The sequence below is a fragment of the Methanofollis sp. UBA420 genome, assembly GCF_002498315.1.
Lineage (GTDB): Archaea > Halobacteriota > Methanomicrobia > Methanomicrobiales > Methanofollaceae > Methanofollis.
This window is the reverse complement of record NZ_DAGX01000007.1, coordinates 175,141-198,278: the sequence shown is the minus strand read 5'-3', so window position 1 is coordinate 198,278 and position 23,138 is coordinate 175,141. Positions and strand designations below refer to the sequence as shown.

Below are 23,138 nucleotides of genomic sequence, written 5' to 3'. Positions count from 1 at the left end.
TCAGAACCAAAAAAAAGGGTTTTACCGTGCAGCCTTGGCAACACGTTCGCGTTCTTCTTTCTTCGAGACGGAGTAGGCCTTTGCATCGCCCTTCGCCGCAGCGATAATCTCGTCTGCGAGCACGTCGGCAGCCGAGCGCTTGCTCTTGTGGGAGCCGTTGTAGGTGGCGATGGCGAGGAAGCCGAGGGCGGAGTCGACCCGGCGCTGCGGGGCGGTGTCGACTGCCTTCGGGACATTGATGCCGCCGTACTTCAGGCGGACGGTCTCCTCGCGGGGGCCGGCATTGGCGATCGCGTCGACGAGCACCTGGACCGGGTTCTTCTTGGTCTTCTTGTTGACCCTGTCGAAGGCTTCCTCGACGATCCCGATCGTGACCTGCTTCTTGCCGGTGTTCTGTTCCTTCTGCATCAGCTTGTTGATGAGCCGCTCGACGATGAGCATCTCACTCTTGGCAAACTGCTGCTGGGAGAGCTTGCCGCAGGAGTGCGGGACGATCATCGAGGTGAGGTTCACGTAGCGGAGAAGGCCGGGGTCGGCGATCTGGACTTCGGAAAGGTCCCACTTGTTGAAAAGGAGCCTCGGTACGCCGGCTTCTTTCTCTTCTACCTGTTCTACCTGTTCCTGGACAGGAGTTTCTACTTCTTCCACCATCATGATCACCTGCGCGGCTTCTCCTTACGGCCGAGGACCATTTCCTGGAGGCATACGTCGTTCACCTTGGTGACACAGAAACGGACACCAGGAATATCACCCTTCGACCTGCCGAGACGGCCACCGATACCTTCGATGGTGACCTCGTCGTGCTCGTCGATGAAGTTGATCGCGCCGTCGCCGACGGCGAAGGCCGAGACCTGACGGCCGTTCTTGATCAGCTGCACACGGACACACTTACGGATGGCCGAGTTCGGCTGCTTGGCTTCGACACCGACCTTTTCGAGCACGATGCCACGGGCCTGCGGGGCGCCCTCGAGGGGATCAGACTTGATATCGAGCATCAGTTCGCGGCGAGCGTAGTTCTTGTCGCTCCACCGGGTGCTGTTGGCGTCACGCTTCAGCTTTCTGGCTGCAAATTTACCCATTCCCATTGAATACCCTCTTTAGAGTAGATTTTCTCGATGTGGAAACTCCTCACTGTGGTATATACCAAAGCGCGGAATGAATTTATATATTCTCCATCATCTCGAAATCTTGTAGTATTCATGGGACGTCCACTATAATAATCTTATATCCTCACCCGCCGAATGATAGGTGATGGTCACCTGTATCTACAAAGAAACCTACTTCGACGCGAGTCACCGCCTCCTCCACTACCAGGGGAAGTGCCACCGCCTCCATGGCCACAGGTGGAAGGTCGAGGTCTGGATCAGGGGGACGCCCGACGAGACGACCGGTATTCTCATCGACTACAATGATATTAAAGAGGTCGTAGACCGGTTCGACCACCAGGTGGTCCTCAACGAGGAGGACCCGATGGTGGCCTGCCTGCGGCAGTTCCAGGACGTGGTGACCACCGTCGGCGACCCGACGAGCGAGGTGCTCGCCAGGGTGATCGCCGGGCTCATCAACGAGATGTGCGGCAGGGACGGGAGAGACGCACGCGTCGAGAAGATCCGGGTCTGGGAAGCGGAGACCTGCTATGCGGAGGCGACCGATGCGGATCTGTGAGGTCTTTTACTCTCTCCAGGGCGAGGGGACAGAGCAGGGCAGGCCGACCGCCTTCGTGAGGCTTGCCGGGTGCAACCTGGCGTGCGGCTGGTGCGACACGCCGTCCGCGCGTGACGCCGCGGGGGGCCGGGACGTCGCGGTCGATGTCCTCCTCGACCATCTCTGGCGCAAAAAGTGCCGGACGATCTGTTTCACCGGCGGCGAGCCCCTCCTCCAGATAGACGAGGTGGTCGAGGCCTGCCGCCGCCTGTCGGGGATGGGCTATGCCGTCGACATCGAGACGAACGGCACGGTGGACTTCAGACCTGTCCAGCCCTTCGCCTCTGTCTGCATGGACGTGAAGTGCCCGTCGTCGGGGGAGAAGAGCGACCTCTCCCTCCTCCCGTATATCAGGGAGAAGGACAGCGTGAAGTTCGTCGTCGGCACGAACGAGGACCTGGCATATGTCGAGAAGGTCCTCAAACACTGCCCGATAAAGGGCGAGGTCTTCGTCTCGCCGGTGTACGGCTCCGACGAAAAGGGGATCGCGCGCTGGGTGCTCGAGTCGGGTTTCCCGGTGCGTTTCCAGATCCAGCTCCACAAGTACCTGGAGATGAAGTAAGGATGAAAGCGGTATGCCTCCTCTCGGGCGGGATGGACTCGACCACCCTCGCCTATGTGGCGAAAGATATGGGCTACGATGTCCTCGCCCTCCACCTCAACTACGGCCAGCTGACAGAGAGGAAGGAGCGCGAGTGCGCACGGACGGTCGCCGGCCTCCTCGGGGCGAAGGAGTTCCTCGAAGTGGACGTCGGCTACTTCAGGCAGTTCGGAAAGAGCGCCCTTGTCGACGAGGAGATCCCGGTGAACGATTTCAGGGAGGAGCACGCGGGTGTCCCGAAGACCTACGTCCCCTTCAGGAACGGGAACCTCCTCGCGATGGCGACGAGTTTTGCCGAGTCCCGCGACGCCGACGCGGTCTTTATCGGGGTGCAGTCCTCGGACTTCTCGGGCTACCCTGACTGCCGGGAGGAGTTCATCCGGGCCTTCCAGGCGGCGGTGGACCTCGGCACCGCGCAGGAAAAGCCGATCAAGCTGATGACGCCTTTCGTGCACATGAACAAGACGGAGATCCTGAAGACGGGCCTCGCCCTCGGCGTGCCGTACGAGCACACCTGGTCCTGCTACAGCACCAACGATACCGCCTGCGGGGTCTGCGAGTCCTGCCACTTCAGGCTCGAAGCCTTCCGCGCCCTCGGCATCGAGGACCCGATCCCGTACGAGGTGCGGCCATGACCGAGATCTACAAAGGAAAGAGGCTCTCGGTCGAGTTGAACAGGTACACCCTCCCGAACGGGAAGGAGAAGGAAAGAGTCGTCGTCAAACCCGGCAACGCCGCGGTGATGCTCCCGATCGAGGGGGAGGACTGCTACCTTGTGCGGCAGTACCGCTTCGCCATCGGGGAGTACATCTATGAGGCTGCGGCCGGGACCCTTGAACCCGGCGAGGAACCGATCGAGACGGCGCGGCGAGAACTCGTCGAGGAGTGCCGGATCGCCGCCGGGGAGTTCATCCCGCGGGGCTTCATCTACACCTCGCCGGGCTTCACCGATGAGAGGGCCTACCTCTTCGAGGCGCGGGGCCTCACGCCGTCGCGGGAGTTCGACCCGGACGACGACGAGGTGATCGAGGTGGTCAGGATGCCCCTCGCAAAGGCCGTCGCCATGTGCCGGGACGGGCGGATCTCGGACGCGAAGACGATCGCGATCCTCTGCCGGTGCCTGCGATGAAGCAGGCCTTCCGGCCCGCGTGATCGCCGTGTGCATGTAATTTATACGAATCTGAAGAGAAACAAGTACTAACTTTGATGACTGGTGAATGAGAGATGACCGAAAACGCCGAAAATATAGTGGAGATGGACTCGGCGAGGCTGCGATACGAGTTCAAGAAGATGCTCGAACGCCTCGAAGCGAAGCAAGGGAGCGGCACCGAGCTCATCTCCCTCTATATCCCCCCGGACAAGCAGATCTATGACGTGACAGCCCAGCTACGGGACGAGTTCGGGCAGTGCGCGAATATCAAGAGCAAACAGACCCGAACGAACGTGCAGAGCGCCATCTCTTCCATCCTCTCCCGGCTCAAATACTTCAAGAGGCCGCCGGAAAAAGGCATGGCCGTTTTCTGCGGGACGGTCAGCACGGTCGGCGACCGCACCGACCTCCAGTGCGAGATCGTCCACCCGCCCGAGCCCATCAACCTGTACATGTACCGCTGCTCCTCGAACTTCGAGCTCGAACCCCTCAAGCAGATGCTCGAAGAGAAGCAGGTCTACGGACTTCTGGTCATCGACAGGCGAGAGGCGTACTGGGGCTTCCTGCGGGGCAACAGGATCGAGCCCATCGGAGGGTCCACCTCGATGGTGCCGGGCAAGCAGCGTAAAGGCGGTCAGTCGTCGGTGCGATTCCAGCGTCTGCGTCTCATCGCCATCAACGAGTTCTACAAGAAGGTCGGCGACCATGCAAGCGACACCTTCCTTGCCGAGAAGGACTTCTTCAACCGCTTCCAGGGGCTCCTGATCGGCGGGCCGTCGCCGACGAAAGAGGAGTTCAACGAGGGCGGGTTCCTCCACCACGAGGTCCAGAAGCGTGTGCTCGGCCTCTTCGACGTCGCGTACACGAACGAGAGCGGCCTTGCCGAACTCGTCGACAATGCACAGGACGCCCTGAAGGGCGTCGAGGTCGTCAAGGAGAAGGAAGTGATGAACCGCTTCCTGAAAGAACTTGTCAAGGACGACGGCGTCGCCGCCTACGGCGAGGAGAGCGTGCGAAAGAACCTCGAAGACGGCGCCGTCGCGGTCCTGATCCTCTCCGACAGGCTGCGCGAGTCCCGCCTGAAGATCAGGTGCGGGAACTGCGGCTACGGCGAGGAGAAGACGGTGAAGACCGAGCCCGGCAAGACGACAAAGGATATCGACCTCGGGAACTGCCCGAAGTGCAGTTCCCCCCTCCAGATCGAGGAGGAAGTCGACATCATCGAGGAGATGACGACCCTCGCCGACCAGAGCAGTGCGAAGGTCGAGATCATCTCAGACGACTTCGAAGAGGGTTCGATGCTCTACTCCGCCTTCGGCGGGATTGCAGCGATCCTCAGATACAGGACGGGATACTGAATGTTCCTTGAAACTTACCGGCAGATAGAAGAGGCGCTCCGGGCGTGCACCGGAGAGGAGACAGTCGAACTCACGGACGGCGGCGAGCACGCGGACTATGCGACCACCGTCGCCTTCTCCCTCGCGAAGAAACTGAGAAAGTCCCCGATGGTCATCGCGACCGACCTTGCGGCAGAGCTCACCGGGCGTCTTGCCGACGCAGGGATCACGGTCGAGACGAAGGGCCCGTACATCAACTTCCACGTGAGCGCCGCGTACGTGCAGGACGCGGTCAGGGAGGCCCTGGAGCCCGGCTACGGGAAACTCCCGGCACATGCCGGGAGGGTGATCCTGGAGCACACGAGTGCGAACCCGAACGGCCCCCTCCATGTCGGCCACATCAGGAACTCGATCATCGGCGACACCCTGGCCCGGTGCTTCCGGAAGGCGGGCTACCCCCTGGAGGTCCAGTATTACGTGAACGATATGGGCCGCCAGATCGCCATCGTCTCCTGGGGATTCGACCATGTCCCGAAGGAGCGCCTTGAGGACGAGAAGGAGGACCACCACATCGCCCGCGTGTACGTCGCCGCCAACCGCGAGATCGAGAAAGAGCCCGCGATCACCGGCGAGGTCGACCACCTGATGCAGCTGATCGAAAAGGGCGACCCGGAGACGCAGAAGAAGTTCCGCGAGGTCGTCTCCCACTGTCTCGACGGTTTCAAGGTGACGATGGGCAACCTCAATGTCGTCCACGACCGCTTTGTCTGGGAGTCGGACTTCGTGCGGAACGGCGACATGGAGAGGATCATCGACCGGATCGACCGCCTGCCCCAGGCGAAGCACGAGGGCACGCTCTCCCTGGACCTGACGGAGTGCGGTTTCGAGAAGGACTACGTGATCCGCCGGTCTGACGGGACGTCCGTCTACGCGGCCCGCGACCTCGCCTTCCACACCTGGAAGGGCCGGAACTCCGACCGCATGATCGACGTCCTCGGCGCCGACCACAAACTGATCGGCTCGCAGCTCCAGTGCACCCTGAAGCTCCTGGGCGAGAAGGCCCCGGAGATCGTCATCTTCGAGTTCGTCTCCCTGCCCGAGGGCTCGATGTCCACCCGTGCGGGCAAGTTCATCTCGGCCGACGAACTCGTCGCCGAGGTGACGAACAAGGCCTTCGCCGAGGTCTCGGAGAGGCGGCCCGAACTCCCGGCGGACCAGCGCGAGGAGATCGCCAGGGCCGTCGCCATATCGGCCATCCGCTACGACATCGTCAGGATCTCGCCGGAGAAGTCGACGGTCTTCGACTGGAAGGAGGCCCTGAACTTCGAGAGACAGAGCGGCCCGTACGTCCAGTACTCCCATGCCCGCGCCTGTTCGATCCTGGAGAAGGCGGGTGCCTTCGACGAGGCCTTCACGTACACCGACGAGCACGAGATCGCCCTTGCAAAGCAGATCGCCCGTTTCCCCGCGGTGATCGACCAGGTGGTCCGCGAACTCCGGCCTCACCTCCTCGCCACCTATGCCCGCGACCTTGCCGACCAGTTCAACACCTTCTACAGGTACGTGCCTGTGCTGAAGAGCGAGGGGGAGATGCGGGCGAGCAGGCTCACTCTCGTGAAGGCTGCGCAGAACACGCTGAAGGAATCTCTCGAAACCCTTGGTATCGATGCGATCTCCACGATGTGAAGACGCGAGGGGCGCCCTGCGGAAGCAGGGCTACCAGTTTTTTTCTCCCGACGCCACCGCGGCCGTGAAGCCGTGCATGTGGAACAAGCGGGCCCTGAAGGGTGGCGATATGTGCTACAAGCACCAGTTCTACGGGATCGAGAGTCACCGCTGCGTGCAGATGACGCCGACCCTCCGCTGCAACCAGCGCTGTCTCTTCTGCTGGCGCTCTTTCGAGCACGATGTCTCGGCAGAGAGGGAGTGCACGCCCGCGGAGATCCTCGGACGTGTCCGCGACCTCCAGAAGAGGGCGCTCTCCGGGTACAAGGTCTCGCAGTACGTGACAGGGGATCGTTTTGCCGAGGCACTCGACCCGACGATGGTGGCGATCTCCCTCTCCGGCGAACCGACCCTGTACTCCGGCCTGCCGGAGATGATCGACCTCTTCAACGCGGAGGGCTTCACCACCTTCCTGGTCTCGAACGGGACGCGGCCCGACGTCCTCGCCCGCTGCCGTCCCTTCCAGACCTACGTCTCCCTGGACGCACCCGACGAGGAGACCTACCTCCCCCTCTGCAACCCGGAGGAGGAGGGGTCGTGGGAGAGGATCCAGCAGAGCCTCGGACTCCTCTCCGGCCGCAGGTCGGCGGTCAGGACAACCCTCGTGAAGGGGATCAACGACATCGACCCGGCAGGATATGCGGCGCAATACGAGGCATCGGGCGCACGTTTTATTGAGATCAAGGGATACATGTATCTCGGATACAGTCGCAACCGCCTGTCGCGGGAGAACATGCCCGAGCACGAGGAGATCCGCCGCTTTGCCGAGGAAGTCGCCGGGCACTGCACCAGGTACCGTATCGCGGACGAAAGCCCCATATCCAGGGTCGTCCTGATGGAGAGAACAGAGAGAGGGGATGAAACAGAATGAGATTTGATCCAGAAGAAAGGAAGGAACTGTCGAGGAAGGACTTTGAAGAGGCATGGCACCGTGGCCCCGAGGTGCTGACGCCGCCGGCCCTGGCCGGGACGTACCCGCGGAAGGCCTACACGCGTGCGAGGCCGCACCCGATCGCGGAGACGATCGAGAGGCTCCGCCAGGTGTACCTCTCGATGGGTTTCGACGAGGCCCGCGTCCCGGTGATGATCGAGGAGTCGGACGTCTACAGGCAGTTCGGCCCCGAGGCGAGCGCGGTCCTGGACCGGGTCTTCTATCTCGGCGGCCTGCCGCGGCCGAACATCGGGATCTCAGACCGCCAGATGGAGCAGGTGATGGCGATGATCGGGGCCGAGTACGCCGAGGCGCCGGTCACGTCCGAGGAGGCGAAGGAGAGGCTCCAGAAGATCTTCCACGCCTACAAGAAGGCCGAGATCGACGGCGACGAACTGACCCACGAGATCGCCGGGTCCCTCTCGATCGACGACGGCCTGGTGGTCCGCATCCTGGACGCGGTCTTCCCGGAGTTCAAGAGTCTTGAGCCCGAGTCCTCGCACACGACCCTCCGCTCCCACATGACGAGCGGGTGGTTCCTCTCTCTCGGGTCGATGTGGGAGCACTACGCCCACCCGATCCGTCTCTTCTCGATCGACCGCTGTTTCCGCCGGGAGCAGGAGGAGGGGCCGACGCGGTTGATGACCTACCACTCGGCATCCTGCATCATCGCGGGCGAGGACGTCACGATCGAGGACGGCAAGGCGGTCTCCGAGGCCCTGCTCTCGGCCTTCGGCTTCGAAGACTTCGAGTTCCGTCCTGACGAGAAGAGGTCGAAGTACTACATCCCCGACACCCAGACGGAGGTCTACGCCAGGCACCCGGAGATCGGGTGGGTGGAGGTCGCCACCTTCGGCATGTACTCGCCCTCGGCACTCGGCGAGTACGGCGTCGGCGTGCCTGTCATGAACCTGGGCCTCGGCGTCGAGCGCCTGGCGATGATCCTCTACAAGGCGAACGACGTCCGCAAACTCACGTACCCGCAGTTCTTCCCCCGCACTCTCACCGACCGCGAGATCGCGGCGGCGATCGGTCTCCGCGAGGAGCCGCGGACCGTCGAGGGGCGGCGTCTCGTCGGCTCGATCATGGCGGCGGCGACCGAGCACGCCACGGCGGTGGGGCCGTGCTCGTTCCCGGCCTTTGAAGGCGAGTTCGCGGGCCGAAACATCCGGGTCTTCGTGGAAGAACCCGAGGAGAACTCGAAGCTCTGCGGCCCTGCGACCTTCAACGAGATCTTCGTGCAGGACGGCAAGGTGCTCGGCGTCCCTGACACGGAGAAGTTCGCGGACGTGCGGGCGAACGGCGCCCCGACCGGCATCTCGTACCTGATGGCGGCGGCGAACCTCGCGGCGGCACGGATCGAGGAGGCGGCGAGGATCGGCGAGGGCGTTGTCGTCCAGACGAAGATGGCGAAGACGCCGTCCGATGTGAATGTGAAGATACCCGAATGGGCGATGCGGTATATCACGGACAATAAGAGGAAGATCGACGTCCGCGGGCCGGTTTTTCTGACGGTGCGGGCGGAGATTATAGAATAATCTTTTTTTCGAGATAAATCTCTCAAATAATATTTCAGAATCGTAGGGAAATTATTTTAGATTTCGATCCTATTACCGTGGAAAGGGGAATCGATCCCTTCATCATTTTTCTCTACGCAATGCAATGTCCCGTTTGAGACACAAAAGATCCCTCACCGGCCTATATAAAAAAGAGAAGAAATCCAGGATCCAGTAATACCACTTTATTTTGCACGTACTGTTGCCAGAGATTTCATATGGTATCGAATATCTATTGAGAACAGGATATTTTCTCTGTGCTTTACGCCATAACTGATGGCGAATTTTCTGTCGCACATTATGTCCACGCACTCCATGTGTTTTGTACATTGCATGAGATGTACTGACAATTATCCAGTTGACTTTGTACCATCTCTCAGGATCATCCCGAATAGAATACACAACATGAGATATGTTTCGCATTGCAATCTCAGTGTGATTTATACGGGGTTTCATGGATAGTATAACTCCGGGTATCGAATTCCCTTAAAATTAGCGATCGGAATTTTAGAATTTCTCTTTGGATAATCGAGATGCCCGTCGACATCCAGGGCCTGAGTTCTCCCGGTCGGTCGGCAAATTTCACCTTCATAGAGCCTGAACCCGAACACTCTCAGCGGAGAAGGCCCCCCTATAACATCAAGGAATCCTTCCGCACGCGAAACGGCATTTTTTGCTTCCTCCTCCGGGATCGTCCCTGCCATATCGTAGACCGCGATATGCCGCTCCCTCCGCATCCGGTCGAAGGCGAGCACGATCTCCCGGTCCAGGAAAAGTTCGGCAAACCTGACCGCCGGGACGGCGTTCGAGGCGAGACCGTTGAGAACCCTTTGATGACTCCAGAATAGCCGACATTGCGCATAATAGCCATATATAGAGCATAATATCGACAAAAACTCCCATCAAGGCATTCGCTGAGACAGCATATTTATCAGCGGAAAAATCGCATTAATAGCATGCAAAAAACGTCAATTTCATTCCTGATTCTGCTCGTTCTCGGCCTGTTTCTTGTAACAGCCGGGTGCACACAGACTCAGCCCGACACGGCCACTCCAACGCCGGGAAGTACGGGAATTCAGCAGGAGACCTACACCTCCAATGAAACGCTCGTCGCCTTCGTTGAGAGTGCGGCCGCCTATGTGAAAGCAAACGGCAAAGAAAAAGCCCTTGCAGAATTTAACAACCCGAATGGTTCTTTTATCAGGGGCGAACTCTACATCTACGCCTACGACTTCAACGGCACGACCCTCGCCCACCCGGTCGATCCCGAGAAGGTCGGAGTAAACCGTATGGATGAGGGAGAAACAGGGATTTTCCTCCGGGGCTCCAGCGATGCGGTCAGGAATGGAAGCGGTTTTTACCAGATCAAGTATGTCAATCCCATACACAACCGGACGCTCGAATCAAAACTGGTGTATGGTGTGAAGATCGATGATGACTGGTGGCTTGGTTCCGGAATATACACCGGCCCGGCAGACCAGTCTCCAGTGCAGTAACAATTTTCCCCCCGGCATCCGCCCCGGACAGCGTCTGGACCCTGGGCGGAACAACAACCGGGACATCTATTTTTAACCCTGATGACGGGCTGCTTCCTGATAATAACAAGGAATATTCTCATGCAGCATCCCCGGCCGGTAATCATTGCGGGAATCACACTACCCAGTATAGTACAGTACACGATCATTGAGCACGCACCCGACTCCGGCACCGTACCTCTATGTGTTCGCGATCCCGCCCGAACCGGCAAAGACCACATCCATTCTCGCGTCTTTGCATGTTAACGGCAAGAATAACGGGCTCATCGTCACGGCCACGGTTCTCTCCTCACTGCCCAATGGTGTCTTCCCGGCACCTGGCGACGTCTTCGAGTACGTCGACCTCGTGCCGGCCCGGTACACGAACATCACCGGGGCGACGGTCACCTTCACCGTCCCGCTCTCGTGGCTCGACGAGCACCTCCTCTCCCCGGCCGACATCGTGCTGTACCACCACACCAACGGCACCTGGACCGCCCTGCCGACGATCGTCGGGACAACCGCGGACGGGCGGTTACCTTCACGGCGACGAGCACGGGTTTCTCACTCTATGCGATATCAGGGATCGAGAAAACAATAGTGACACCGACGGAGACGCCCTCACCCACGCGGCCCGCTTCCACGTCGCGAAGATCGGCGTCTTCGGGTCGGTCTCCCGCGGCGAGCAGACGCCGGAGAGCGACATCGACATCCCATGCCTGAGTTCTCCCGGCCGGTCGGCGCACCGATCGACCTGGGGACGCCCGACGCCATCAAACCGGTGATGAAGGAGAGGAATGCCATGTGAGACGGTCTATGTCTGAACTCAAACACACTCAGCGCAGAAGACCCTCTATGGCATCAAGGAATACTTCCGCACGCGAAACGGCATTTTTTGCTTCCTCCTCCGAGATCGTCCCGGCCATGTCGTAGACCGTGATATGCCGTTTCCTCCGCATCCGGTCGAATGCGAGAACGATCTCTCGGTCCAGGAAGAGTTCGGCAAACCTGACCACCGAGATATGCTGGTTGGCCCCGGACGGCCGGTACCCTTTCGAAAACATCAACGCCCGTCCGGCCTGAAGCATGGCATTGTAGGCAATGGTATAGGCCCAGTCGCTGTTGCCCGCAAGGACGGTTCCCGCGACCGCCACATCCCTTCGCGCAAGATCCATCGCGTTGTTCACCGCCTGTGTATCAAGGGGGAGTTTTCGGATCAGGCCCTGACGTTCCAGCGCCTCAATCTCCGCCAATCAGCACCACCTTCGGTCCTGCAAGCACATTCGAGACAAACGGATCATCATGTGCGATCCTTCTCTCCATCTCCTCGGCCGTGAAAAGGGCATAGTTGATCTCCCGTCCAAGCAACTCCTCCGTTGCGCGGACCGCGGCGATCAACCGGTCCTCGTTCACCGTCCCGACAATGAAGAGGTCGATGTCGCTCCCGACACCGGCCTCCCCGCGAGCGAAAGAGCCATAGATAAACATGGATTCGATCGCCCCGATCCCGTCGAGATGCTCGGTGATGACCTTCGCGACGCCTTCGGTCTTGAGAATGATGGCGGTCAACTCCTCATACAGGGGAAAGGAACGGTTCACCATATAATAATGTGCATTCCCCCGCCGCATGCTGGAGAGCAGCCCGAACTCTTCGAGGTTCGCGAGTTCCCGCCTGACGGCATTGAGGTTCTCCCCCGTGAGGCGCCCGACCTCGCGGAGGTACATCTCCCGGCCGGGATTCAGCAGGAAGAGCGTGAGAAGTTTCACCCGCGTCTTCGAGGGGATGAGCCGTTCGAGCATGTATCAATAATGTATACTATAGTATAAAAAATGTATTCGATACGAGGACGGTCCGGGCTCAGATCCGCGGCGACGACCGACTCTCTCCCCGGTTAAGTCAGGCTTAAGACCCCCGTCGCCGACGGAGAGGCATGAACCCGAAGAAAAGAACAGACGGCAGCCTTCGTGATCCCCCGTGCGCCAACACCGGATCCGGGAAGACCGCCACGTCTCCGTCGACTGGAGACACCCCGGCTCAGGCCCTTGCCACCCTCTTCCCGACCGGCGGTGTCGTCGAAGTGCGGGCGCTCGGCGACTATGCGACGCACTCCGGCTACTTCGACGACTTTGCAAGACTCGCCGCGTCTGCGGAGGCACTCGACACCGACCCGGAGGTCCGCGGGATCTACGTCACCCTGAACGAGGTGAACCCGGCCCTCCTGGCCAGGCGGGCGAACAGGGTGAAGATGCGGCTGACGAGGAGCGACCCGACGACCTCGGACGCCGACATCCTCCGCCGCCGCTGGCTCCCCATCGACCTGGACCCCGTGCGACCGGGCGGGGTGTCGTCGACGGAGGAGGAGCATGACGCAGCACTCAGGCGGGCGGACGAGATCGCCCGCTGGCTTGCTGAGCAGGGGTTCTCCGAACCTATCCGCGCCGACTCCGGGAACGGGGCGCACCTCCTCTACGCGATCGACCTGCCGAACGACGACGGGGGACTCGTCAAAGGGGTGCTCGCCACCCTTGACGCGTTGTTCTCCGACGAGACGGTCACCGTCGACACCGCGAACTCCAACGCCGCCCGCATCTGGAAACTCTACGGCACCTGCTCGCGGAAGGGGGACACCACTCGCGAGCGTCCGCACCGGCGGGCGCGGGTCCTCTCGGTTCCCAAAGAGAGGAAGATCGTCACGGCCGAAAAACTCCGGGCGATCGCCGCCCTCCTCCCCGTCGAGGCGCCGCCGGCGCCGACGGGCGGGAAGATCGACCTCGCCGCGTGGCTCAGGGAGCACGGCCTCGGGGTGCGGAGCACGCGGCCCTGGCAGGGCGGCACCCTCTTTGTCCTCGCCGACTGCCCCTTCTCGACCGCCCACCGCGACGGCGCCTTCGCCGTCCAGTTCCCGGGCGGTGCGATCTACGCCGGGTGCCACCATGCGAGTTGCGGCGGCGGGACGCAGAGGTGGCCGGAGTTGCGGGCCATGCACGAACCGAAGAGACAGACGAAGCAGAAGACGACACCGCCCTCGTCCGAACCCGCAGAGATCAGGGAGTGTGCGATGAAAATTCTCCGGGACGGCGACCCGATCGCCTTCCTCCTCGACACCTTCCACCGGGAACACGTCGGTGACCGCACCGTCGCCGAGTGCCTGATCATGTCCGTCGCCTCCCAGTCCGTCGAGAACACGAACGGCCTCCACGTCGCCATCTCGGGGAACTCCGGCAAGGGCAAGACCCACGCCTGCACCACCATGCTCACCCTCATCCCGGAGACCTTCAGGCTCACGGGCACCGTCTCCGACAAGGCCCTCTACTACCACGACTCCCTCAGGCCGGGCACCGTCTTCCTCTTCGACGACGTCTCCCTCTCCGACGACATGCAGGAACTCCTGAAGAGCGCCACCGCCGGTTTCCGGGAACCCATCGAGCACCGCACCCTCACCACCGAAAGGCGCCTGCGTGTCTGCACCATCCCGGAGAGGTGCGTCTGGTGGCTCGCGAAAGTGGAGAGCGTCGGCGACGACCAGGTGATGAACCGCATGCTCACCGTCTGGATCGACGACTCGAAGGAGCAGGACGAGCGGGTGCTCGCCCACATGAAGACGGCCGAGGCAGAGCGCCGCGGCGACGACGAGGACGAAGACGTCCACGTCTGCCGTGCCATCTGGGAGATCGTCAAGGAACAGACCTACCACGTCCGCATCCCCTTCTCGACGCGGATCTCTTTCCAGACAGCAAGAAACCGCCGGAACCCGGCCATGCTCTTCGACCTGATCAAGGCCTCCGCCCTCCTCCACGCCTGCCGGCGGGACCGGGACGAGGACGGGAGCCTCATCGCCGACCGCGAGGACTTCGTCTATGCCCGCAGGCTCTTCCTTGCGATCAACGGCGACGCCGGCGGGCAGGAGACGAAGCTGACCAGGAACGAGGCGGCGGCCCTGGAGACGATCGCGAAGATGGGCCTTGAGGCCTTCACCGTCAGGGAGTTGCAGGACGCCCTCGGCCTCTCGTACCACCAGACCTACCGCCTGCTCCACGGCTACACGAACAGCAGGGCGACCTACACCGGCATCCTGGACAAGTGCCCGGCGGTGAGTCTCATCGACGCCACGGTGGCCGAGGAGCGTTTCGGGATCGAGATGAAACGGCGGGAACATTATTTCTCGTTCGACGACCGGGCCTACCGCGAGTGGATGGCGAAAGCGGACGTCTGGATCGACGACGACCCCGACCTTTCCACCTTCGCGCCGGGTTTGCACCAGGGCGGTGGAAACGAGGCGGCGGCAGAAGGGGACCGTTCCTGAGAGGTATGTGCGTACAGAGTACAGTATGAGAAGTGTGTACAGGTACCCGGGGTAATTTGCACACGATCCGGAGAACATACGGCACGCCTGCGGGGGTGGTGTATGGTGCTGCGATACGCGGGCTGGTGCAAACGTCGGCGAGCACCCGGCGTGCACGGCCCTGTTGCCGGATCGGAGGCTGCCGGCGACGGATCTCCCCGGTGCAAAACCGGCGCGAAGGAGAGAAAACAGGTGCAAGGTGCAAAGGCATCGGCGTGCCGGCACGGTCCAGAAGATAATTATGCTCGCGGGTCTCCCGTCCACGTATGATGACCACCCGCCCATCCATCGACCTGAAGGCGATCGCACGGGATGCCATGGAGACGTACGGGTTCTCCCCCCGATTCTCCCCGGCCGTCGAGAGGGAGGTCGGCGCAATCGCGGCGCCGGCCGTGCCACACGGCGTCCGCGACCTCTCGTCCCTCCTCTGGTCGTCCATCGACAACATCGACTCCCTGGACCTCGACCAGATCGAATACTGCGAACGCACGGGCCGCGGCGAGATCCTTGTCAGGGTGGCGATCGCCGACGTCGACGCCTCTGTCCCGAGGGCGTCGGCGGCCGATCGGCATGCCGTCCACAACGGCACCTCGGTCTACACCGGGGTCGAGACCTTCCCCATGCTCCCGGACAGGCTCTCGAAGGGGATCACCTCGCTCCTGCCCGGCCCGCCCCGCCTCGCGGTCGTCATCGAGTACACCGTCCGCCCGGACGGGAGCACCCGGCCGGGCGGGATCTACCGGGCGCTCGTCCGCAACAGGGCGAAACTCGTCTACGAAGAAGTCGGCGACTGGCTGGAAGACATCGGCGATCCGCCCGCGATCTTTTCCGACGTCCCCGGCCTGGAGGAGCAGGTCCTCCTCCAGGACGAGGCGGCCCGGAGACGGAGACGGCACAGGATGGAGCAGGGGGCGCTCGACCTCGAAACCATCGAGGCGGCGCCCGTGATGGAGGAGGGGACGGTGACCGACCTCGTCGTCCCGCGGCAGAACGCGGCCCGGCGCCTCATCGAGGAGTTCATGATCGGGGCGAACGGGGCAGTGGTGGAGTACCTGGGCAGGGCCGGCGTCCCCATGATCCAGAGGGTCGTCCTGACGCCGAAGAACTGGGACGGGATCGTGGCGACAGCCGCGGAGTACGGCTGGCGCCTGCCGAAGAAACCCAGCGCGAAGGCCCTCTCGAAATTTCTCGTCCGGCGGAAGATGGCCGACCCCGAACGCTTCCCCGACCTCTCCCTGACGATCGTGAAACTGATCGGGCACGGCATCTACCTCCCCCTCGACCCCGGCGAACCGCCGTGCGGCCACTTCGGCCTCGCGGTCACCGACTACACCCACGGCACGGCGCCGAACAGGCGCTACGTCGACGTGATCATCCAGAGGCAGGTGAAGGCGGCCCTCCAGGGAGAGGAAACCCCATACACCCGCGACGACCTGGAAAGCCTCGCCGCATGGCTGACAGACAGGGAGAGGGCGTCGGAGAAGGTGGAGAGGTTCATGCGCAAGGCCGCGGCCGCGGTGCTCCTGGAGGACCGGATCGGCGACGTATTCGACGCCCTCGTCACCGGCGCTTCGGAGAAAGGGACGTACGTCAGGATCGTCTCGCCCCCTGTCGAAGGAAGGGTCATGGAGGGCGAGGAGGGCCTCTCCGTCGGCCGGAAAGTCCGCGTCCGCCTGGTACGCACCGACCCGTACAGGGGCTACATCGACTTCGAGAGGGTGTGAGGGCGAAAGCCCCAAATACCGTCCCCGTCCTCCCTCCTCCTATGGACATCTCCCCCGCCACCCTCGAAGAGATCCGGAAGCGGCAGGCCGCGGTCGAGAGGACGTACTCTCCCTACGCCGCCAGGAACGCCGGTGCCGTCAGGAAGAAGGACGCAAGAGCGGAGGAACCCGTCATCCGCCCGCCCTTCTCCCGCGACGCCGACCGCATCCTCCACTCCCGGGCCTACACCCGGTACATCGACAAGACCCAGGTCTTCTCCCTCATCGACAACGACCACATCACCCACCGCGTCCTCCACGTCCAGCTCGTCTCCAAGGTCGCCCGCACCATCGGCCGGGCCCTCGGCCTCAACGAAGACCTGATCGAGGCCGTCGCCCTCGGCCACGACATCGGGCACGTCCCCTTCGGACACACAGGGGAGGAGTGCCTGGACGGGATCTGCCGGCAGGCGGGGGTCGGCGCCTTCAGGCACAACGTGCAGAGCGTCCAGTTCCTCGACGCCATCGAAGACCTGGACCTCACCCTCCAGACCCTGGACGGCGTCCTCTGCCACGACGGCGAGAAGTTCGTCGGCCGCCTCGTCCCGGCCGGACCAATCTCTGCGGCGTCCCTCAGATCGAAGTGCGAGATGATTCGCGGCGGGGCGCCCGTCCTCCCGTCCACCATGGAGGGGTGCGTCGTCAGGGCTGCGGACGTCATCGCCTATCTCGGCCGCGACCTCCAGGACGCGATCGAGGTCGGCTTGATCGACCGGGACGACGACGACCTGGCGGCGATCTGCCGGGAGACCTTCGGGATAGACGATTATCAGACGATCACCAGGACGACCATCGACACCCTCATCAAAGATCTCATCACGGAAAGTTTCGGGAAAGCAGAGATTTCTTTCTCCGACGAGGCCGCGGAGGGCGTGAAAAAGATGCAGACATTCAGCATCGACCATGTCTACAACCATCCAAGACTCACCTCCCAGCATGAGAAGATCAGGAGGATGTTCGCCGCCCTCTTCGAGCACTACTCCGCCGACCTCGAAGAGGAGAAGAGGGACTCGCCCATCTACACCGACTACCTCGACGCCCCCTGGGTCTCGCGGGAGTACCGGGAAGAGGCGAGCGAGGGCGAGAAGGTCCGGGACTTCATCGCCGGGATGACAGACCGCTACTTCGCCGAGAGATTCCGGGCAGTCGTCCTGCCGGAGAGGGTCAGGGGGACATACAGGACGGAGGGATGACCCGATACTATTTTTAAGGAGGTGGCCGAGGGGAGTATTGATGTCAACCAGACTGATGGACTACTTCAACAGGACCCCGCGGATCGGCGTCCTCGGTACCGCAAGCAAAGACGGGAAAGTGAATGTGGCAGTCTTCGAATCGCCGCAGATGATCGATGAGAAGACCGTCGTCGTCGCCCTGGGACAGAACCGCACCCTTGCAAACCTCCAGGAAAACCCGAACGCCGTCTATATGATCGTAAAACCGGCAGAGACAGGGGTAGAGGAATGGAAGGGGATCAGGGTCTCCATGAGAATGAAGGAGTGCACGACGTCAGGGGCGAGGCTGGACGCGTACAGGAAAGAGATCGCACAGATCGCGGGCGATGAGGTGGCGGCGACGATCCAGGCCACGGCGACCTTCGAGATCGGCGAGGTGCGCCCCATCGTCGATATGGGCCAGGGCTGGGAGAACTCGATCTGAACATTTTTCCGGGGCAGGAGGGGAGGACTCTCCTCTGCCCTCACGCCCTATCGACGGCGGATAGTTTCTTCATCCCGGTCGCCGGAGAAATCTGCGTATGGAACACAGACTGAAAAGAACGGCCCGACTCCTCGGATATGGCGCCCTGACATGGCTGGTCCCCTTCCTCGCGGCCGTCCCCTTCTACGGCCCGGGCGGCGACCTCCTCGTCGACGTCTCCCTCTTCAAGAGCGTCATGGTCGTCGTCGGCGGGGTCACGGGAGCTCTGCTCCTGGTCCACTGGTTCGACGGCGTGCAGGCCCGCCACCTCAGGGAGGGCGCGGTCGTCGGCGGCGTGTGGCTCGCGATGAACTGGGCGCTCGACCTCCTGGTCCTCGTCCCCATCGCAGGCATGGACATTGCGACGTACTTCGCCCAGATCGGCCTTCGGTACCTGCTGATCCCGACGATGGCGATCGCGATCGGTTACAGCACCGGACGGGCGGCGGCGAGAGAATAGGCAGGGACTCTCCTCTCACGCACCCCCGAGCACGCACCCGATGCAGATCGCAAGTTCGAGGACGATGATGCCGCCGACCTCAAGCCAGGCCACGCTGTCGGGCAGGGCACCCATATCCCGCCAGACCACCAGGATCATGCCGGTCATGAGGAGGATGAGGGCGTTCATGCCGGCGTTGACAGGGGAGCCGGCGGCGACGAGACACGCTGTTGCGGCGACGCCAAGAGGGAGGCCGGTCGTGGCGCCAAGGAGGACAGGGGCGTTCCTGGGGGAAGGGGCGATCATGGATGGCGGGAGTGAGGCGAGATGGGATTTATAGGTTGTGGAATGAAGGGCGAGGGCAGAGACAATATATACCAGAGACTGCAGATGCGGCGATCTGCCGGATACGAACAACAAATAAGAAACCCATTTAACCGAGCAAAAATAAGTATTCAGATAATTTAGCCGGATCTGGTGGACGGGATGAAAATAGCGGTAATCGGTGGGGGGTATGTCGGCCTGGTCACGGCGGCGTGCTTTGCACATCTGGGGCACGAGGTCTCAATAGTCGAGGTCGACGCCGGCAAGGTCAGGGCGATCAATGCCGGAGAGCCCCCGATCTATGAGGAAGGGCTCGAAGAACTTCTCACGGCGCATGCGGGAAAGACCCTGGTCGCGGGGACGGAATACGGGCCTGTTGCAGACGCGGACCTCTCCTTCATCTGTGTCGGGACACCGCCGGCAGGGGACGGGAGCGCCGACCTCTCGTACATCACCGCGGCATGCCGCTCCATCGGCGAGGCCCTCCGCGGCAGGACGAAGACGCACACCGTCGTCGTGAAGAGCACCGTGCCGCCGGGGACGACCGAAAACCTCGTCGTCCCCACGGTCGGGGTGGCGTCGGGCCGGAACGACCTCGGCTTTGCCATGAACCCGGAGTTCCTCAGGGAAGGCAGGGCGGTGGATGACTTCCTCCACCCCGACAGGATCGTCATCGGGAGCGCCGACCCCGCGGCAGGAAACAGCGTCGCCGCGGTGTACCGGGGCATCGACGCCCCTGCCGTGCGGACAGGCACCACCGCCGCCGAGATGATCAAGTACGCCTCCAACGCCCTCCTCGCAACGAAGATCTCCTACACGAACGAGATCGGGAACCTCTGCAAGCGCCTCGGCATCGACGTCTATGAGGTGATGCAGGGCGTGGGGCTCGACAAGAGGGTATCCCCCCACTTCCTCAACGCGGGCGCCGGTTTCGGCGGCAGTTGCTTCCCGAAGGACGTCGCCGCCCTCATCCACCTTGCGGAGAAGCAGGGCGAGGACCCGGTCCTCCTCCAGTCTGTGATGGAGGTGAACAGGCGGCAACCCCTCAGGATGGTCGGGATACTGAAGGAACGGGTCGGCGACCTGAACGGGAAAAAAATCGCGGTCCTCGGTCTCGCCTTCAAGGACGGCACCGACGACATCAGGGAGTCGCGGGCGGTCCCGGTCATCGAGGCCCTGCTGGAGGGAGGGGCGGCGGTCGCCGCCTACGATCCCCTCGCCGTCCCGAATATGCGCCGGGTCTTCCCGCAGATCGAGTACTGCGCCAGGGCCGCGGAGGCCCTGGCCGGTGCCGACGCCTGCCTGCTGATGACAGAGTGGCCTGAGTTCTCCCGCCTCGACGGGGAGTTCGACCTGATGAAGAGCCGCGTCGTCATCGAGGGGAGGAGAGTTCTCTCCTGCGACGGGAAGGAGGGCATATGCTGGTAAGACAGGGGCTGATCCCGGCGGCCGGGTCGGGGACGCGCCTCGGGCCTTTCACCAACGCGATCCCGAAAGAGCTCCTCCCTGTCGGCGAGAAGGCCGTGATCGAGCACGTGGTCGAGGCGATGGCCGGCGCGGGCATCGAGGAGATCGCCATCGTCGTCTCGCCGCACAAGCACGGCCTCTCCGATTACCTCGGTTCGGGGAAGCGCTTCGGCGTGAACTGCACCTATGTCGTCCAGGACGAGCGCCTCGGGCTTGCGAACGCCGTCGCGGCGGGGGAGCACGTCATCGACGGCACCTTCGCCGTCGTCCTCGGCGACAACTTCTTCGCCCCCACGACCTTCCTCGCCGACCTCATCGCCTTCCACACCTCCCGGCATGCCGACGCCACCGTCGGTGTCGCCGAGGTGGCCGACGTCACCCGCCACGGCATCATCAGGCCTGACGGCGACCGCATCCTCGGCATGGTCGAGAAGCCCTCCCCCGAGGAGGCGCCGAGCTGCCTCGGGGCCATCGGTGCCTATGTCTTCGAGAAGAACATCTTCGACGCCATCAGGAAGACGGAGCCCGGCTACAAGGGCGAGTACCAGCTCACCGACTCGATTGGACGGGAGATCGAGGAGGGGAAGAGGGTGCTGTACAGGCAGATCAACGGCATCCACATCGACGTCGGGACCCCGCATGATCTGATGCGGGCGAATGAGTGGTATTTGAGGGAGAATGGGCACAGCCTGGAGGACATCTCCCGCACCATCTAGGAATGACAACCATGAAGATACTTGTCACAGGTGGAGCCGGATTTATCGGCTCCCACATCATTGCACGGTTGCTTGGTGAGGGGCACGAGGTCGTCTGTCTCGACAACTTCGACCCCTACTACGATCCGGCAGCCAAGAAAGCGAACATCGCACCGTTCGCATCAGACCCGAACTTCACCCTTATCGAAGGGGACATCAGGGACACTCACCTCCTCACGCAAGTTCTCGACGGCGTCGACTATGTCTTCCACGAGGCGGCACAGGCAGGTGTCCGCATCTCGGTGGAAGACCCGGTGAAACCCCACGAGGTGAATGCCACCGGCACCCTGAACCTGTTGCAGGCGGCACGCACCGCCGGCGTCAGGAAGGTCATCTACGCCTCCTCGTCCTCCGTCTATGGCACCGTGAAGTACCTCCCCTTCGACGAAGACCATCCCACCCTGCCGGTCTCGCCCTACGGTGTCTCCAAGTTGATGGCCGAGCAGTACTGCAGGGTCTTTGACGAACTCTATGGTCTGAAGACCTGCTCTCTCCGGTACTTCACCGTCTACGGCCCCCGGATGAGGCCCGACCTTGCGATCAGCATCTTCACCAGGCACGCCCTGAAGAACGAACCCATCACAATCTTCGGGGACGGCGAGAAGACGCGGGACTTCACCTACATCGACGACATCGTCGACGCAAACATCATTGCGATGACGAAAGGCGAAGGGGCGTACAACATCGGCGGCGGCCACCGGGTCTCCATCCAGACACTCGCCGAAAAGATCATCGAGATCACCGGGAGTGGATCCGAGATCAGGTATGCGGACCCGATGAAAGGCGATGCAGAGCACACCTTTGCCGGGACAGAGAAAGCGAAGAGGGAGATCGGGTGGGCCCCACAGACGACTCTGGAAGAGGGACTGAAGAGGTACATAGCATGGGTGTCGACCTCTCAGTCGTGATCCCCACCTACAATGAGGAGGAGAGCGTCGTACCTCTGTATGAGGAACTGCACAAAGTGCTCCCCCCCCTCGGCATGACCTACGAGATCCTCTTCGTGGACGACGGGTCGACAGACCACACCTATCAGCGTCTGAAAGACCTTCATGATCAGGACAGCACAGTCAAAGTCGTTAAGTTCAGGAGCAACTTCGGCCAGAGTGCGGCGATGAAAGCGGGGTTCGACCACGCCGGGGGCGATCTCGTCGTCACCATGGATGCAGACCTCCAGAACGACCCCCACGACATTCCCGCCCTCCTCCAGAAGATGCAAGACGACGACCTTGACGTTGTCTGCGGCTGGCGGTACAACCGCCATGACCCCCTCTCCAAAAGGATCTTCTCGAAGGGTGCAAACCGCCTGCGCAAGGCACTCACGCACGAGACGATCCACGACTCGGGCTGCACTCTCAGGGCCTACAAAAAAGAGTGCACGAAGGACCTGGAACTGTACGGGGAACTGCACCGCTATATCCCGGCAATGCTCCTCTGGAAGGGTTATCATGTCGGGGAGATGAAGACCAACCACCGAGACCGGTCCTTTGGACAGAGCAAATATAACTGGGTCCGTCTGGTCAAAGGATTCCTGGACCTCCAGGTGATCACCTTCTGGCAGAGGTTCTCGGTCAGGCCGATGCATGTTTTTGGCGGGGCGGGGTTAATAATGGGGGCATTAGGCATTCTTGTTACGGGATATCTCATAGTTTTAAAGGTTTTTTTTGGCGCTGCCCTCTTCGAAAGACCACTCTTTCTTGCAGGATTAATTTTGCTTGTCCTGGGTGTGCAATTCATCGCTATCGGAATACTGGCAGATATCCTGCTGAAAATCTACTACGGTCAAAATGACAGAAAAAATTACCTCATTGAAAAGATGATTGAATAAACATCC

At 61.8% G+C, this 23,138-nt stretch carries 25 protein-coding genes and 1 pseudogene; 20 read left to right on the top strand and 6 right to left on the bottom strand.

All coding sequences use genetic code 11. From position 1 onward, the window contains the following. Positions 1-21: 21 nt before the first annotated feature. Entirely contained in the window at positions 22-654 is a 633-nt protein-coding gene (locus tag BP869_RS11045) for a 30S ribosomal protein S7 (RefSeq protein WP_083523293.1), read from the bottom strand. Positions 655-656: 2 nt separating this feature from the next. Further along, entirely contained in the window at positions 657-1,085 is a 429-nt protein-coding gene (locus BP869_RS11040) for a 30S ribosomal protein S12 (RefSeq protein ID WP_067047818.1), read from the bottom strand. A 166-nt stretch (positions 1,086-1,251) separates the two neighbouring features. Between BP869_RS11040 and BP869_RS11035 the strand changes: the two genes are divergently transcribed. The 8 genes from BP869_RS11035 (at position 1,252) to sepS (ending at position 8,986) form a co-directional block, all read left to right on the top strand. Then, positions 1,252-1,665: a 6-carboxytetrahydropterin synthase gene (locus tag BP869_RS11035; protein WP_342679652.1), complete on the top strand. Its 414-nt coding sequence runs from the start codon at positions 1,252-1,254 to the stop codon at positions 1,663-1,665. Continuing rightward, on the top strand, positions 1,652-2,266 hold the full coding sequence (locus BP869_RS11030) for a 7-carboxy-7-deazaguanine synthase QueE (protein ID WP_342679650.1): 615 nt from the start codon (positions 1,652-1,654) through the stop codon (positions 2,264-2,266). The genes BP869_RS11035 and BP869_RS11030 overlap by 14 nt, the downstream gene beginning before the upstream one ends. 2 nt (positions 2,267-2,268) lie before the next feature. Next, entirely contained in the window at positions 2,269-2,940 is a 672-nt protein-coding gene (gene queC, locus BP869_RS11025) for a 7-cyano-7-deazaguanine synthase QueC (RefSeq protein ID WP_342679648.1), read from the top strand. Beyond that, positions 2,937-3,434, top strand: coding sequence for an NUDIX hydrolase (locus BP869_RS11020; RefSeq protein ID WP_342679646.1), 498 nt, complete (start codon positions 2,937-2,939; stop codon positions 3,432-3,434). Before queC ends, BP869_RS11020 begins: the two co-directional genes overlap by 4 nt. A gap of 95 nt (positions 3,435-3,529) precedes the next feature. Further along, positions 3,530-4,813, top strand: coding sequence for a peptide chain release factor aRF-1 (prf1, locus tag BP869_RS11015; protein ID WP_067047806.1), 1,284 nt, complete (start codon positions 3,530-3,532; stop codon positions 4,811-4,813). Continuing rightward, complete coding sequence (gene argS / locus BP869_RS11010) at positions 4,814-6,478, top strand: arginine--tRNA ligase (RefSeq protein WP_342679642.1); 1,665 nt, start codon at positions 4,814-4,816, stop codon at positions 6,476-6,478. Beyond that, a complete protein-coding gene (gene twy1, locus BP869_RS11005; RefSeq protein WP_342679641.1) occupies positions 6,459-7,388 on the top strand; it encodes a 4-demethylwyosine synthase TYW1 in 930 nt (309 codons plus the stop codon). The genes argS and twy1 overlap by 20 nt, the downstream gene beginning before the upstream one ends. Further along, the gene (gene sepS, locus BP869_RS11000) at positions 7,385-8,986 is read left to right on the top strand and encodes an O-phosphoserine--tRNA ligase (RefSeq protein ID WP_342679639.1); all 1,602 of its coding nucleotides are present in this window, start codon (positions 7,385-7,387) and stop codon (positions 8,984-8,986) included. The genes twy1 and sepS overlap by 4 nt, the downstream gene beginning before the upstream one ends. Before the next feature lie 470 nt (positions 8,987-9,456). Here sepS and BP869_RS10995 read toward each other — a convergent pair whose 3' ends face one another. Further along, on the bottom strand, positions 9,457-9,759 hold the full coding sequence (locus BP869_RS10995; RefSeq protein WP_342679637.1) for a hypothetical protein: 303 nt from the start codon (positions 9,757-9,759) through the stop codon (positions 9,457-9,459). Between the two features lie 201 nt (positions 9,760-9,960). On the opposite strand from BP869_RS10995, the gene BP869_RS10990 reads away from it, so the two are divergent. The 3 genes and pseudogenes from BP869_RS10990 to BP869_RS10980 all read left to right on the top strand — a co-directional run. Then, the gene (locus tag BP869_RS10990) at positions 9,961-10,500 is read left to right on the top strand and encodes a cache domain-containing protein (protein WP_342679635.1); all 540 of its coding nucleotides are present in this window, start codon (positions 9,961-9,963) and stop codon (positions 10,498-10,500) included. Between the two features lie 187 nt (positions 10,501-10,687). Beyond that, positions 10,688-11,119 carry a PGF-pre-PGF domain-containing protein gene (locus BP869_RS10985; RefSeq protein ID WP_342679633.1) on the top strand — a complete coding sequence of 144 codons (432 nt, stop codon included), beginning with the start codon at positions 10,688-10,690 and terminating at the stop codon, positions 11,117-11,119. Beyond that, a pseudogene (locus BP869_RS10980) lies at positions 11,097-11,207 on the top strand (hypothetical protein); the annotation flags it as partial. The gene BP869_RS10985 and the pseudogene BP869_RS10980, both read left to right, overlap by 23 nt. Positions 11,208-11,354: 147 nt before the next feature. Here the strand turns inward: BP869_RS10980 and BP869_RS10975 are convergent. Beyond that, positions 11,355-11,771: a HEPN domain-containing protein gene (locus BP869_RS10975; RefSeq protein WP_342679631.1), complete on the bottom strand. Its 417-nt coding sequence runs from the start codon at positions 11,769-11,771 to the stop codon at positions 11,355-11,357. Further along, entirely contained in the window at positions 11,758-12,318 is a 561-nt protein-coding gene (locus tag BP869_RS10970) for a nucleotidyltransferase domain-containing protein (protein WP_342679629.1), read from the bottom strand. Before BP869_RS10970 ends, BP869_RS10975 begins: the two co-directional genes overlap by 14 nt. 131 nt (positions 12,319-12,449) lie before the next feature. On the opposite strand from BP869_RS10970, the gene BP869_RS10965 reads away from it, so the two are divergent. The 5 genes from BP869_RS10965 to BP869_RS10945 all read left to right on the top strand — a co-directional run bounded on the left by BP869_RS10965 (position 12,450) and on the right by BP869_RS10945 (position 18,779). After that, positions 12,450-14,822 (top strand): hypothetical protein, encoded by a 2,373-nt coding sequence (locus tag BP869_RS10965; protein WP_394339040.1) that lies wholly within the window; start codon positions 12,450-12,452, stop codon positions 14,820-14,822. Positions 14,823-15,130: 308 nt separating this feature from the next. Further along, positions 15,131-16,585 carry an RNB domain-containing ribonuclease gene (locus BP869_RS10960; RefSeq protein ID WP_342679908.1) on the top strand — a complete coding sequence of 485 codons (1,455 nt, stop codon included), beginning with the start codon at positions 15,131-15,133 and terminating at the stop codon, positions 16,583-16,585. Between the two features lie 41 nt (positions 16,586-16,626). Further along, the gene (locus tag BP869_RS10955) at positions 16,627-17,817 is read left to right on the top strand and encodes a deoxyguanosinetriphosphate triphosphohydrolase family protein (RefSeq protein WP_342679627.1); all 1,191 of its coding nucleotides are present in this window, start codon (positions 16,627-16,629) and stop codon (positions 17,815-17,817) included. Positions 17,818-17,857: 40 nt separating this feature from the next. Next, complete coding sequence (locus BP869_RS10950) at positions 17,858-18,280, top strand: pyridoxamine 5'-phosphate oxidase family protein (protein ID WP_342679625.1); 423 nt, start codon at positions 17,858-17,860, stop codon at positions 18,278-18,280. Between the two features lie 97 nt (positions 18,281-18,377). After that, positions 18,378-18,779 (top strand): hypothetical protein, encoded by a 402-nt coding sequence (locus BP869_RS10945; RefSeq protein WP_342679623.1) that lies wholly within the window; start codon positions 18,378-18,380, stop codon positions 18,777-18,779. Positions 18,780-18,794: 15 nt separating this feature from the next. Here BP869_RS10945 and BP869_RS10940 read toward each other — a convergent pair whose 3' ends face one another. Further along, positions 18,795-19,064, bottom strand: coding sequence for a hypothetical protein (locus tag BP869_RS10940; RefSeq protein WP_342679621.1), 270 nt, complete (start codon positions 19,062-19,064; stop codon positions 18,795-18,797). Positions 19,065-19,244: 180 nt separating this feature from the next. Between BP869_RS10940 and BP869_RS10935 the strand changes: the two genes are divergently transcribed. Genes BP869_RS10935 through BP869_RS10920 form a run of 4 tightly spaced genes read left to right on the top strand, consistent with a single transcriptional unit; the run spans position 19,245 to position 23,132 of the window. Then, positions 19,245-20,510: a UDP-glucose/GDP-mannose dehydrogenase family protein gene (locus tag BP869_RS10935; protein WP_342679619.1), complete on the top strand. Its 1,266-nt coding sequence runs from the start codon at positions 19,245-19,247 to the stop codon at positions 20,508-20,510. Continuing rightward, positions 20,501-21,265 carry a sugar phosphate nucleotidyltransferase gene (locus BP869_RS10930; protein WP_342679617.1) on the top strand — a complete coding sequence of 255 codons (765 nt, stop codon included), beginning with the start codon at positions 20,501-20,503 and terminating at the stop codon, positions 21,263-21,265. The genes BP869_RS10935 and BP869_RS10930 overlap by 10 nt, the downstream gene beginning before the upstream one ends. Positions 21,266-21,276: 11 nt before the next feature. After that, the gene (locus tag BP869_RS10925) at positions 21,277-22,212 is read left to right on the top strand and encodes an SDR family oxidoreductase (RefSeq protein ID WP_342679615.1); all 936 of its coding nucleotides are present in this window, start codon (positions 21,277-21,279) and stop codon (positions 22,210-22,212) included. Next, complete coding sequence (locus BP869_RS10920; protein ID WP_342679613.1) at positions 22,188-23,132, top strand: glycosyltransferase family 2 protein; 945 nt, start codon at positions 22,188-22,190, stop codon at positions 23,130-23,132. The genes BP869_RS10925 and BP869_RS10920 overlap by 25 nt, the downstream gene beginning before the upstream one ends. The last annotated feature ends 6 nt before the right edge of the window (positions 23,133-23,138 follow it).